This is a genomic window from Streptomyces spongiicola (assembly GCF_003122365.1).
Taxonomy (GTDB): domain Bacteria; phylum Actinomycetota; class Actinomycetes; order Streptomycetales; family Streptomycetaceae; genus Streptomyces; species Streptomyces spongiicola.
On record NZ_CP029254.1, the window covers coordinates 2,344,218 to 2,356,939 of the forward strand.

Consider the following 12,722-nt stretch of genomic DNA (forward strand, 5'->3'; position numbering starts at 1 on the left):
CGCCGCCCGGAGGCCGCGCGCGAACCGCGACCGGCGGCGCGACAGGGTCGGGAGCGGCGGCGCGACAGGGGACGGATGCGGCCGCGCGACAGGAGACGTGATGCGACATGGCTGCCGGACCGGCGGGAGGCCGTCCGGCCGGGGCTGCGACGCGTCGGTGGTGGCAGCCGGGTACCAGGGCCACGCGAGCACCCCCTTGTGTCGTGCCCATGTCCGTGATGCCGCAGGCAGCGGCCCGGGAAACCCCGGGCGGAGGTCTTTCGGCGCCGGTGCGTCCGTGCCCGGGGGCGCACACACCGAACCGCCGGCCCGAGCGGGCGCATCCGTGCCCGCCCCGGCGCAGTCGGGCGACAGGCGTGGTGCGTGCCCGTCTGGTGAGACCGAGTTCGCGTAGGGCGTCGGCGGGGTGGTGGCGGTAGTGGCCGTGGGCTGCGGCGTCGTTCGTCCACCCGGCGAGGTGGGCGAGGCTGATCGCCGGGCCGCGGAAGGTCGCGAGCGCTCGGGGCAGACCGCCGGTGCGAGCCCGGTAGGCCTGATGACCGGTACGCCGATCCCGGTGAACACCCTCTCCGGGACGACGACGGCGCGGACCTGCCTCGGCCGTCTCCGCCGGCAGCGAGTCGAGACCGGCGTTGCCCGGATGGGCCTTCCCCGATGTCCGAAAGCGCCGACTCCACCTCGTCTTCGCCGTCCTCCGCGCCGAACCCACTCGGCGCGGCGCCGTCGCCCGGTCGGGTCGGGTCGGGTCGGACCCACTCCACCCCGTCTTCGCCGCCCTCCGCGCCGAACCCACTCCGAGCGGCGCCGTCGCCCGGTCGGGTCGGTGAAGACCAGCGCGTCCAGGCGGCGGGTGCAGCCCCCGGCCAGCGCCAGGCGGGCGGCGACCTCGGCGACGGCGCGCTCGTCGGCCTGGTGCAGCGCGGAGCGGACGATGGTGTCGACCTGGGCCGCGGCCGGTGGCTCGATCATCTCCGCGCGCGTCCGCCGCGGCAGTTCGGCCCGCACCTGCTCCTTGCGTCGTTCGCCGTTCGCCGTTCGCCGTGCCAGAGCATGTCCACCAGGTGCGCGAGGAGCTTGACCAGGTCGGTCCTGGTGCACTCGTGCCGGCCGGTCAGATCCCGCAGCCCGCTGCGGTGCCGGATGGCCGCGGACGAGGTGAAGTCCTGGAAGACCGGTTCGGACGCGGCAACGCCGACCTGCTTGGCGACGTGCTCGACCGCGTCGGGCGGCGAATCCAGGCGCATCCGGGAAACCCGCCGCGCCAGGTCCAGGACTTGACCTGAACGGCGAAGCCCGGCCTCGTGGCACAGGTCCTGTTCCGCAGCCGACGCAGCCGGCCCGCCTCGTCTCCGGAGAGGGTGAAGTGGTCCACCACCCCGTCCGGACCCAGCTCCCGCCCCACTGCCCGGCTCCTTCCGTACGCCCCCCGTGATCGCCTGTCGGGCCGGACGGTGATGGCTCTGGTGTACGGCTGGTGCGGGTATCGACGAGGTGCCCGAAAGAGACGGAGTGACCTGCTACGGCACCGGCTCTGCCGCAGGACGGCGGCTCACGCCGATCGTCCCTCGCCCCGAATCCCCGGCTGCCCTCTGCGGTAGGCGGAGCCGCGACCCCGGAGGGCGAAGAGACGGCCGGAGGTCAACGAGCGGCGCGGAGCGCGGCTGCCGCGCCGTCGGCGGACCCGCTGATCCCCCATGGCCTCGGGGCGCGGGAGCGCAGGGTCGGGGCACCGCCGTTTCGGTGCGCGGCCCGGGCATCCGCGCACCGGCGGCTCTCAGCCCGCCGCGGTGGCCGCGGCCGCGCCCCGAGGGCCGGGCGACACCGCCGCGGCCGCGCCGAGCAGACCCGCGTCGGTGCCCGTCAGCGCCGGAGCGACGGCGAGGTCCCGGACGAAGGACAGCCTGGCGTAGTCGTGCAGGGCACGGCGCAGCGGGGCGAAGAGGACCTCGCCGGCGCCCGCCACTCCCCCGCCGATCACGGCGATGCGGATCTCGACGAGCGTGGCGGTGGCGGCGATTCCCGCTGCCAGCGCCTGCGCCGCGCGCTCGAAGGAGGCGGCGGCGACCGGATCGCCCGCCGCGGCGGCCGCGGCCACGGCGGCCGCGGTGGTGTCTCCGTCCCCGCCGGGGCGCCAGCCGTCCTCGAGGGCCCGCCGGGCGATGTTGGGGCCGCTCGCGATCCGCTCCACACAGCCGCGCGCCCCGCACGGGCAGAGGTCCCCGTCGAGATCCACACTGATGTGGCCGATGTGACCGGCGTTCCCGGTCGGCCCCGGGTGCAGCCTGCCGCCGAGCACGAGCCCGCCGCCGACCCCGGTGGACACGACCATGCACAGGGCGTTGTCGTACCCGCGTGCGGCGCCCTGCCAGTGTTCCGCCGCGGTCATGGCGACACCGTCCCCGACCAGTTCCACCGGCAGTCCGCCGGTAGCCGCCCGTACCCGGTCCACCAGCGGGTATCCCCGCCAGCCGGGGACGTTGACCGGGCTGACGGTGCCCGCGGAGGCGTCCACCGGGCCCGCGCTGCCGATGCCCACCGCGGAGACGCGGAGCCAGAGGGGCGAGCCGCGGAGTTCACCGAGGACCGTCTCGACCGCGCGCATCACCGTCTCCCCGTCCTCACGCGCCGGCGTCGGCCGCTGCACCCTGACGAGAATCCTGCCGCTGCCGTCCACCAGCGCACCGGCGATCTTGGTTCCGCCGATGTCGAGCGCGGCGACGAGGTCGTTATGCATCGGTGTGGATCTCCCGGGGGCTGGAACAGCGGCTGGTACGGCCAGTCTCCCCGCGTATGACAACGTTGTCCAGGCTCTATGCTCGACGCCACAGCCTCGCACAGCCCCGAAGCGGGCGCACGCGACACCCGACAGGTGGCCCGGACGGGCACTCCCGACGACGATTGGACCGCGCATCGTGGCCGAGTTCGCCCGCCGCAACGAGACCCGCTACGGCAACCGGCCCACCATGAAGGACGTGGCCGCGCGTGCCGGAGTGGGACTGAAGACGGTCTCGCGGGTGGTGAACGGCGAGCCCGGCGTCACCCCGGACACCGAGCGCCGGGTGCAGGAGGCCATCGAGGCGATGGGGTTCCGCCGCAACGACAGCGCGCGCGTCCTGCGCAAGGGCCGTACCGCCTCGATCGGGCTGGTCCTGGAGGATCTGGCCGACCCCTTCTACGGACCGCTGAGCCGAGCCGTGGAGGAGGTCGCGAGGGCGCACGGAGCACTGCTGATCAACGGGTCCAGTGCGGAGGACCCCGACCGCGAGCAGGAGCTGGTGCTCGCGCTGTGCGCCCGCCGGGTGGACGGCCTCATCGTGATCCCCGCCGGTCACGACCATCGCTATCTGGAGCCCGAGATCAGGGCGGGCGTCGCCACGGTGTTCGTGGACCGGCCCGCCGGCCGGATCGACGCGGACGCGGTGCTCTCCGACAGCTACGGCGGCGCCCGGGAGGGCGTCGCACATCTCATCGCCCACGGTCACCGGAACATCGGGTTCGTCGGCGACCAGCCGCGCATCCACACCGCGGCGGAGCGGCTGCGCGGCTACCGGGCCGCGATGGCGGACGCGGGGCTCCCGGTGGACGAGCGCTGGGTGTCCCTGGGCTCGACGGACCCCGCGCGGGTGAGGGCGGCGACGGAGGAGATGCTGTCCGGCCCCGATCCGGTCACCGCCCTCTTCGCGGGCAACAACCGGGTGACGGTCACGGCGGTTCGGCTGCTGGCGGGGCGGGACGCCCCGATCGCTCTCGTCGGGTTCGACGACATCGAACTCGCCGATCTGCTCGGCATCACGGTGATCGCCCAGGACGCCGCCGCACTGGGCCGTACCGCCGCGGAGCGGCTGTTCCGCCGGCTGGACGGGGTGTCCGAGGCGCCGACACGAGTGGAGCTGACCACCAGGCTCCTCGCCCGCGGCTCGGGCGAAGTGCCTCCGCCCGGGGCCTGAACCGCCGCTCGGACGGACTGCCTCCGCCCCGGCACCCGAACCGCCGCGCGGACGAACTGCCTCCGCCCCGGCACCCGAACCGGGGGCGGAGCGCCGGGCGTCCCCGATCCCGGGCCGGTATGCCCGGCGTGTGCGCTCGCCCGGACCGGGCCGAGCGGTGCGCGCCCCCGGTCGGCGACTCCCCTGCCGTGACGCTCAGTCGTGACGCTCAGTCGTGACGCTCAGTCGTGACGCTCAGTCGTGACGCTCAGTCGTGAGCCGACGAGGACGTGTCGAACGAGATCCAGACGTCAGGAGGCACGTCGGGCCGGGCGGGTACCGGCCTGCGCTCCTCGGTCCAGGCGTCGTCGGCGACCTCCGTGGCGACGCGGCGCCAGAAGTGCACCGCGGCGGTGTTGGCATCCTGAAACGCGATCTCCCACGGGCCGGGGTGCCTGGCCACGACCTCCCGGGCCGCATGCAGCCCGATGCCCTTCCGCCGCGCCCCGTGCACCACGAAGAAGCTGTTCAGCACGCGTGTGGGGGCGGTCAGACCACGGACGAACGCGAACCCGGCCGGACTGTCCCCGAGGGTGAGGAGGTACGGTGCCCAGCCGGACCCGGAGAAGGCCAGGTGGAGCCAGTCACCGCGGAAGGTCCCGTCGGCGCTGGGCGGCGGTCCGCCGAACTCCGCCAGGTCCCGGCGGAACATCGGCCACAGCCGCTCCACTACGGGCCGGTCGGCCATGCCGGCGAGGCGAATGGACAGATCAGGCACGGGACTCCCTCGCAGAAGCGGTCGACCGGCGCTCCGCGCACCCGCGTCGGAGATGCGAGGCCCGGAGCCGAAGCCCGTTCGACCGGCGCTGGTGCCCCGGGACGAGCGGCCCGGGGCATGAGAAAAGCCTCCCTGGCGGACGGTGGTTCCGGCCGGGAAGGCTCACTGGCGGCGTGGATCCTACCAGTTGAGTGCGTGAGCCCGCCCTGCGCCGACATGCGCCCGCCCTAACGCTGCCCTGCGCCGCCCTGCGTCGGCCGGAACCGCCGCCGTCCGTTCTCGCGCCGGGGGCGGGGGCGGGGCCGCCGGGCGCCGTGCATCGGCCGGTCACCGTGGGCGCGCGTTCCGCCGACGGAGCGGCCGGTGCGCGCCGCGAGGCGTCGAGTCGGACGGGCGGACGGACGGGCGGACGGAAGGAAGGGCGGGCGGAAGGGCGGGCGGGCGGGCGGAAGGGCGGGCGGTTGCGGCGGCTACCGGGGGGTGGCCGTCAGATCGCCGCGGCGCGGCCGGGCGAAGGCGTCGAGTTCGGTCCGGGTGAGTCCGGTGAGGCGTGCGACCTCGGCGTCGTCGAGCGCGCCGCAGTCCAGTCCGCGGAGCAGGTAGCCGCTGAGCGCCTTCGCCGTGGCGGGCTCGTCCATGATGTCGCCATCGGTCCGGGCCACGTAGGCGGCGAGACGCGCGGCGGCGGCCTCCATACCCTCGCGGTAGAACGCGAACACGGCTGCGTAGCGGGTCGGGAGGTGGCCGGGGTGCATGTCCCAGCCCTGGTAGTAGGCGCGGGCCAGGGCGCGGCGAGTGAGACCGTAGTGGAGGCGCCAGGCCCGGTGCACACGGTCGGTGCCGCCGACCGGCAGCACGTTGGTGGAGCCGTCCGAGACGCGTACGCCGGTACCGGCGGCGGCGACCTGCATGACGGCCTTGGCGTGGTCGGCGGCGGGGTGGTCGCCGGCCTGGTGGGCGGCGCTGACGCCGAGGCAGGCGCTGTAGTCGAACGTGCCGTAGTGCAGCCCGGTGGCGCGGCCCTCGGCCGCGTCGATCATGCGGGCGACGGTCGCGGTGCCGTCGGCGGCGAGGATGGCCTGGCTGGTCTCGACCTGGATCTCGAACCCGATCCGCCGCGTGTCGGGCCCGTGGGCCTTCTCGAAGGCCTCGAGCAGCCGGACGAAGGCCGTGACCTGCTCCGGGTAGGTGACCTTCGGGAGGGTGAGGACGAGGCCGCCGGGCAGTCCGCCGTGCTCCATCAGTCCGGTCAGGAAGACGTCGGTGGTGCGGATGCCGCGGTCGCGTACGGAGGCCTCCATGCACTTCATGCGGATGCCGGCGTACGGCGCGGCCGTGCCCCGGGCGTGCGCCTCGGCGAGCAGCCGGGCGGCACGGGCGGCGTCGGCGTCCTCGTCGCGGCCGCGGTAGCCGTCCTCGAAGTCGACGCGGAGGTCCTCCACGGGCTCGCGTTCCAGCTTGGCCCGTACCCGTGTGTAGACGGCCTCCGCGAGGCCGCCGGGGAGCCCGAGCACCCGGGCGAGGGTCGCCGCGTCCGGGGCGTGCTCGTCCAGCGAGGCGAGCGCCTCGTCCCCCCAGGACCGGATCGTTCCGGCGTCGAAGGCGTCACCGGGCACATAGACGGTGTGGACGGGCTGGCGGGTGCCGGGGTCTCCCGGGTACCGGCGGGCGAGTTCGGCGTCCACCGGTGCGAGGGAGGCGCTGATGCCCTCGCCGACTGCGCCGGCGAGGCTTGTCGACACCTTCTCCTGCTGACCCATTCCGGCATCCTCCACACTCACTTCATTCCGCTTTACGGAATGAGAAATCCGTATGGTGAAGCTATCGGGGTGACTGACCTGCGTCAATGGTCTCCCGGAACGCCGCGGGGCCGCGCGGTGGGTTCACCGTGCGGCCCCGGACGGGCGTCGTGCCGGACTCAGCCCTTGCGGGCCCTGATCTCCTCGGTCAGCTGCGGGACGACCTCGAAGAGGTCGCCGACCACGCCGTAGTCGACCAGGTCGAAGATCGGCGCCTCGGGGTCCTTGTTGACCGCCACGATGGTCTTGGAGGTCTGCATGCCCGCCCGGTGCTGGATCGCGCCGGAGATCCCGGAGGCGATGTACAGCTGCGGCGAGACGCTCTTCCCGGTCTGGCCGACCTGGTTGGAGTGCGGGTACCAGCCCGCGTCCACGGCGGCGCGGGAGGCGCCGACGGCCGCGCCGAGCGAGTCGGCGAGCGCCTCGATCACCGAGAAGTTCTCGGCGCCGTTGACGCCGCGGCCGCCGGAGACCACGATCGCGGCCTCGGTCAGCTCGGGGCGGCCGGTCGACTCGCGCGGGGTGCGGGAGACGACCTTGGTGCCGGTCGCCCCGTCACCGAAGGTGACGTCCAGCGCCTCGACGGCGCCGGCGGCCGGGGCGGCCTCCACGGGGGCCGAGTTCGGCTTCACCGTGATGACCGGGGTGCCCCTGGAGACGCGGGACCTGGTGGTGAAGGCGGCGGCGAACGCGGACTGCGTGGCCACCGGACCCCCGTCGCCGGCCTCCAGGTCGACCGCGTCGGTGATGATGCCGGAGCCGATGCGGACCGCGAGTCGGGCCGCGATCTCCTTGCCCTCGGCGGAGGACGGCACCAGCACCGCGGCCAGGGAGCCGCCGGCGGACACCGCCTCGTACGCGGCCTGAAGCGCGTCCACCTTCGGCACGACGAGGTAGTCGGCGAACTCGGGCGCGTCGGCGGTGAGGACCTTCACCGCGCCGTGCTCGGCGAGGGCGGCGGCGGTCGCCTCGGCGCCGGAGCCGAGCGCGACGGCGATCGGCTCGCCGATGCGGCGGGCCAGCGTCAGCAGCTCCAGGGTGGGCTTGCGGACGGCGCCGTCCACGTGGTCGACGTAGACGAGAACTTCAGCCATGGGACTTCTTCTCTCCTGCTTGCGAAGTGTGCGGGGCGGTTGGGGTGGTGACCGAAGCTCAGACGAACTTCTGGCTCGCGAGGTACTCCGCGAGCTGCCTGCCGCCCTCGCCCTCGTCCTTGACGATCGTGCCCGCGGTACGGGCCGGGCGCTCGGCCGCGGAGTCCACCGCGGTCCAGGAACCCTCCAGGCCGACCTCCCCCGCCTCGATGCCGAGGTCGGACAGGTCCAGCGACTCCACCGGCTTCTTCTTCGCGGCCATGATGCCCTTGAAGGACGGATAGCGCGCCTCGCCCGACTGGTCCGTCACGGACACGACCGCCGGCAGGGACGCCTCCAGCCGCTCCGAAGCGGTGTCGCCGTCCCGGCGGCCCCTGACGGTGCCGCCCTCGACGGAGACCTCGGACAGGAGGGTCACCTGCGGAACGCCGAGCCGTTCGGCGAGGACCGCGGGAAGGACGCCCATGACGCCGTCGGTCGAGGCCATGCCGCACAGGACCAGGTCGTAGCCGGTCTTCTCGATCGCCTTGGCCAGGACCAGCGACGTGCCCATCACGTCGGTGCCGTGCAGGTCGTCGTCCTCGACGTGGACGGCCTTGTCCGCGCCCATGGACAGCGCCTTGCGCAGCGCGTCCTTGGCGTCCTCGGGACCGACGGTCAGCACGGTGATCTCGGCGTCGTCCGCCTCCTCGGCAATCTGCAGCGCCTGCTCGACCGCGTACTCGTCGAGCTCCGACAGCAGGCCGTCGACATCTTCGCGGTCGACGGTCAGGTCATCGGCGAAGTGCCGGTCGCCGGTGGCGTCGGGCACGTACTTCACACAGACAACGATCCTCAAGCTCACGCCGGCTCTCCTACTGCATCGTCATTACCGAGCTGCCTTGTGCAGGCAGCATAGGCGCCTGAAGGCGGGGTTTTCCGGTCGGGGCGACCGGCGCTCCGAACGAAATATTACTCGCCAGTACACCCAGTGCGTACCCGGTGAGCAAGCGCTTGGAACTGTGACCTTGCCAACGCTGCGTAACCGGGATCCCTCAGTCCCTCAACGCGTTGAAGCGACCCTGGTGGTACAGCAGGGGGCGACCGGTCCCCTCCGGGTCGCCGGCGACCGCCTCGGCGATCACGACGCGGTGGTCCCCCGCCGGCACCCGGGCCACCACCCGGCAGACCAGCCACGCCAGCACCCCGTCAAGGAGCGGAACCCCTTCGGGACCGGTGCGCCAGCGGGTCGGCGGGGCGAACCGGTCGGCGCCCCTGCGGGCGAACCTGGCTGCCAGGTCGCTCTGGTGCTCGGCGAGTATGTGCACCCCGACGTGGTCGGCGCCGGCGAGGACCCGCCAGCTGGAGGAGGCCGTGCCGATACCGAACGACAGCAGCGGGGGCTCGGCCGCGACGGAGCTGAGCGAGGTGGCGGTGAAGCCCACCGGGCGGTCGCCCTGCGCGGTGATGACCGCCACTCCGGCGGCGTGGCGCCGGAACACGGAGCGCAGCAGGTCGGGGGAGGCCAGTGGAGGAGTGCCGAGGCCGGGCCTGGCCGCCATGGAGGGGTCCTTCCGCGGGGGGATCGGTCGGGGGCGGCGCGGCTCAGACACCCGGGCGGCGAGCGCTCGCGCCTCGGGCAGGCGGGGAGGTCCGGCGCGGTTTCCGGCCGGTGGGAAGGGGTTCTGTCGGCACATCGTCAGACTGACGATTGCGGGTGCGCGCAGTCAAGTGGGTCCCGACGGATGGGAGCTGAGTCACGGACCGTCACCCGGCGGTCGCCGCCCCTCCTCGGTGTCCTGCTCGGCGCCTCTCCTCGCCGCCCCTCCTCGCCGCCCCTCCTCGGTGTCCTCCTCGGTGTCCTGCTCGGTGTCCTGCTCGGTGTCCTGCTCGCTGCGCCGTACCGCAGCCCCGAGGGCCGCGATCACGTCCGCCCGGCGCGGCTGGCCCGATGCCCGGCGCACGATCCGGCCCCGGGCGTCGAGCACCAGCACGGTCGGGGTACGCAGGACGTCCAGTTCGCGGACGAGCCCGAGCCGCGCCTCGGCATCGATCTCGACATGGACGACGCCGCCGACCATTCCCGCGACCTCCGCGAGCGTGCGACGCGTCGCCCGGCACGGCTGGCAGAAGGCACTGGAGAACTGTACGAGCGTCGCCCTCTCCCCCAGCCCAGCGCCCAGTTCGGCAGCGCCAAGCCGCCGCCCCCCTTGCTCCTCGCGCCGCCCCTGCACCTCGTGCCCCCCGTACCCCTCGTGCCGTCCGCTCACCATCGATCCTGCTCCCTTCCGCCCGGTGCGTCGGTACGACGGCCCCGCCACCGCGAGGACCGACGCGCACACACGAGTCCCAGTCGTCGCCTCCCTCCAGCGCTCCCGGGGCCGCGATCGATTCCCGGCGTGCCAGGCCCGGGGCCATGACGGCTTCCGGATGCTCCCACGGCCGGCGAGCCCACGGGCCCACCGCGGCCGTGAGGACGGGGCCGGACCCACCCATCGGAAACCAGCAGAAAACCCCGAAAACCTCCGGAAATTACCGAAAACCACTAGAATCCGCCAGAACCCGCCGGGAGCGTGCGGAGCCGTTCGCGAGGTCGTGGACATGCCGGCCTCGGCGGCGCCCACCGGCGGCGTCGCCCACCGCGACCTTCCCGTACCGCCGGTGCGTGCCGGAGGCACCTCCCGGCCCGGCCCGCGGGCGAGCCGGGAGGGACCGGGCGGTGCACACCACGGGCCGGACGGCGTGCGTGACAGGTGACACGACGTGACGAGAATCTCGCCGCACGACGCGCCGGGGACTGGCCGTCGCGTCGCACATGGGGCACGATCTGCCCAATGCCGAATACCTACGGCTGCGTAACCTCCGCTGGGAGAACCCTCCCCAGGACACAGAAGGAAGGGCCTCTCCCGACATGGCAGAGCTCGTCTACCGGCCGGTCATCGGCGCCGCACGCTCGATGTTCAAGGCGCTCGACCTGAAGATCGACTGCCAGGGCTCGGAGAATATCCCCCGTTCCGGCGGCGCGGTGCTGGTGAGCAATCACATCGGCTATCTGGACTTCATCTTCTCCGGCCTGGCCGCGCTGCCGCAGAAGCGCCTGGTGCGCTTCATGGCGAAGGAGTCGGTCTTCCGGCACCGGGTCTCGGGTCCGCTGATGCGGGGCATGAAGCACATCCCGGTGGACCGCCGCCAGGGCGAGGAGGCGTACGCCCACGCACTGGACTCACTGCGCGCGGGTGAGGTGATCGGGGTCTTCCCCGAGGCCACGATCTCCCAGTCGTTCACGCTGAAGGGCTTCAAGTCCGGCGCGGCTCGGCTCGCCCAGGAGGCCGGTGTGCCGCTCGTCCCGATGGCCCTGTGGGGCACGCAGCGGCTGTGGACCAAGGGCCGGCCGAAGAACCTCCGGCGCAGCCACATCCCGGTGACGATCCGCGTCGGCGAGGCCATGGAGGCGCCGAACGACCAGTACGCCGGGGCGATCACACGCCGGCTGCGCGAGCGCGTCCAGGAGCTGCTGGAGTCGGCGCAGCGCGCCTATCCGGTGCGCCCCAAGGACGCCTCTGACACCTGGTGGGTGCCCGCTCACCTCGGGGGCACGGCCCCCACCCCCGCGGAGGTCCGCGAGGCCCGCTGAGCGGCTCCCCACGGGCCCTGCGGAAGATGACGGCCCCGGCCGCGGCCCGGCGAGCGGAACCGGCTCCGGCCGCGGGTCTCCGTGGCCCCCGTCGCGCGTGTCAGTCCGGCGTGCGTGTCAGTCCGGCGCGCGGAGGGTGATCCGGGCTCCGGGGCTGAGTTTCTCCAGGGATTCCGCGAGTTCCGCGCCCGCCGCCCGGAGTTCCGCGGAGTCCATCGGGGCCAGGGACTCCAGCAGGAAGAGGCCGTTGACGGAGCGCTCGGTGAGCCGGGTACGGGTGCCCTGGCGCCAGTTCCAGCGGCGGCAGGTGACGCCTTCCCCGTCGCACCAGACGACCTCGCCCGGGTCGGGGAACTCCACGGACTCCTCGCCGCCCGCCACCGTGACGAACGGCTCCCGGCCGGTGGCGCGCACCAGTCGCATGCCGCCCTGGACGCGGTCCGGGTCCTCGCCGCCGACCGGGATCAGACGGGCCACGCTGAGCGCGTTGTACGCGTCGACGAGCAGACTGATCCGGGGCAGGCCCGCGCCGGTCAGCGCGCGCCGGGCGAGCGCCTCGGCGGAGTTGCGGGTACGGGACGGCTTGGCCCCGAAGGCGGTGTAGGCGGCGCGCCAGGCCGCCATGTGCGGATCCTCGTGCGGTGCCCGTCCGCCGAGCCGCTCCGCAAGACGGCGGGAGGCTTCCTCGAGGAGTGCCGAACTCGCCTCGTTGCTGGGCCCGTTGACCAGGCCGCGGGCCTCGACGACGAGCGGTGTGAAGCCCGGGACGAGGGCGTCGACCTCGTCGGACACGGTGAGCGTGAGAGGCATCGGCGTCCTTGCCTGAGAGTGCTGCGACGGAGTCGCGGGCGCGCGGGAGAGCCCTTGAGGGCCCCGGCGGACAATACAGCATGCAACACCAGACGGTCTAACATGCTGCACTTTCCCCCGAAGCGACCGGCTGCCGTCGCCCCAGACCTCAGGGGACCCGCACGAGTTGCCCTGCGACCCCTCGGATCCCGCTCCGGCGACCGGACGCGCCCTCCGAGGACCACGGCCGCGACCCGCCCGCGACCCGCCCGCGTGCCGCCGGCGTGCCGCCGGCGTGCCGCCGGCGGCGCCGACCGCCGGGTCGTCCCGCGGACCCGGAGGCTCTCCCGGCCACCAGGAGCCCCCGGCCGCTCGCCACCGGCACCGGGGGTGCGACGCCGCCCCCGTAGCGGGTCCTGCGCGGGTCCCGCGCCGGTCCCGCGCCGGTCCTGCGCCGGTCCTGAGCCGGTTCCGTCATCCACTGGTCTGCGTCCTGCTGGTCGCGGGTGGTCTGCGTCCGCCGGTCGCGGGCGCGATCACCGCGACGCCGAGTACGCAGGTCGACCCGGCGGCGATCCCCGCCGTGATGCCGGCGAACGCCCTGGCCGGGTTCGCCCGGTGGCCGAAGGGCGAGACGGCACTCGCCGCCACCGGCACACGCCTGCGCCACCAGCGGCTCCAGGAATGTACTGACGATCTTGAACACATGCCCGACTTACACCA

General features: G+C 73.8%; 11 protein-coding genes and 1 pseudogene. 2 read left to right on the forward strand and 10 right to left on the reverse strand.

Annotation, left to right across the window (positions count from 1 at the left end):
- Window positions 1-965: 965 nt before the first annotated feature.
- A complete protein-coding gene (locus DDQ41_RS10095; RefSeq protein WP_109294193.1) occupies window positions 966-1,244 on the reverse strand; it encodes a DUF4158 domain-containing protein in 279 nt (92 codons plus the stop codon).
- A gap of 530 nt (window positions 1,245-1,774) precedes the next feature.
- The gene (locus tag DDQ41_RS10100) at window positions 1,775-2,734 is read right to left on the reverse strand and encodes an ROK family protein (protein WP_109294194.1); all 960 of its coding nucleotides are present in this window, start codon (window positions 2,732-2,734) and stop codon (window positions 1,775-1,777) included.
- Between the two features lie 229 nt (window positions 2,735-2,963).
- On the opposite strand from DDQ41_RS10100, the gene DDQ41_RS10105 reads away from it, so the two are divergent.
- The gene (locus DDQ41_RS10105; protein WP_172607593.1) at window positions 2,964-3,947 is read left to right on the forward strand and encodes a LacI family DNA-binding transcriptional regulator; all 984 of its coding nucleotides are present in this window, start codon (window positions 2,964-2,966) and stop codon (window positions 3,945-3,947) included.
- 247 nt (window positions 3,948-4,194) lie between these two features.
- Here the strand turns inward: DDQ41_RS10105 and DDQ41_RS10110 are convergent, their stop codons facing one another.
- The 6 genes and pseudogenes from DDQ41_RS10110 to DDQ41_RS10135 all read right to left on the reverse strand — a co-directional run.
- Window positions 4,195-4,704, reverse strand: a complete 510-nt coding sequence (locus DDQ41_RS10110; protein WP_109294196.1) for a GNAT family N-acetyltransferase — start codon at window positions 4,702-4,704, stop codon at window positions 4,195-4,197.
- 470 nt (window positions 4,705-5,174) lie between these two features.
- A complete protein-coding gene (locus tag DDQ41_RS10115; RefSeq protein WP_109294197.1) occupies window positions 5,175-6,464 on the reverse strand; it encodes a DUF6986 family protein in 1,290 nt (429 codons plus the stop codon).
- A gap of 158 nt (window positions 6,465-6,622) precedes the next feature.
- Complete coding sequence (locus DDQ41_RS10120) at window positions 6,623-7,597, reverse strand: electron transfer flavoprotein subunit alpha/FixB family protein (RefSeq protein ID WP_109294198.1); 975 nt, start codon at window positions 7,595-7,597, stop codon at window positions 6,623-6,625.
- A 58-nt stretch (window positions 7,598-7,655) separates the two neighbouring features.
- Window positions 7,656-8,441: an electron transfer flavoprotein subunit beta/FixA family protein gene (locus DDQ41_RS10125; protein ID WP_109294199.1), complete on the reverse strand. Its 786-nt coding sequence runs from the start codon at window positions 8,439-8,441 to the stop codon at window positions 7,656-7,658.
- Between the two features lie 190 nt (window positions 8,442-8,631).
- Window positions 8,632-9,138 (reverse strand): flavin reductase family protein, encoded by a 507-nt coding sequence (locus DDQ41_RS10130; protein ID WP_109294200.1) that lies wholly within the window; start codon window positions 9,136-9,138, stop codon window positions 8,632-8,634.
- A gap of 339 nt (window positions 9,139-9,477) precedes the next feature.
- Window positions 9,478-9,849, reverse strand: a pseudogene (locus tag DDQ41_RS10135) (TlpA family protein disulfide reductase); the annotation flags it as partial.
- Between the two features lie 638 nt (window positions 9,850-10,487).
- Between DDQ41_RS10135 and DDQ41_RS10140 the strand changes: the two are divergent.
- Entirely contained in the window at window positions 10,488-11,210 is a 723-nt protein-coding gene (locus DDQ41_RS10140) for a lysophospholipid acyltransferase family protein (RefSeq protein ID WP_109294201.1), read from the forward strand.
- A gap of 117 nt (window positions 11,211-11,327) precedes the next feature.
- Here the strand turns inward: DDQ41_RS10140 and DDQ41_RS10145 are convergent, their stop codons facing one another.
- Window positions 11,328-12,020 (reverse strand): B3/B4 domain-containing protein, encoded by a 693-nt coding sequence (locus DDQ41_RS10145; protein ID WP_109294202.1) that lies wholly within the window; start codon window positions 12,018-12,020, stop codon window positions 11,328-11,330.
- A gap of 453 nt (window positions 12,021-12,473) precedes the next feature.
- Window positions 12,474-12,650, reverse strand: coding sequence for a hypothetical protein (locus tag DDQ41_RS10150; RefSeq protein ID WP_162602642.1), 177 nt, complete (start codon window positions 12,648-12,650; stop codon window positions 12,474-12,476).
- Window positions 12,651-12,722 lie beyond the last annotated feature (72 nt).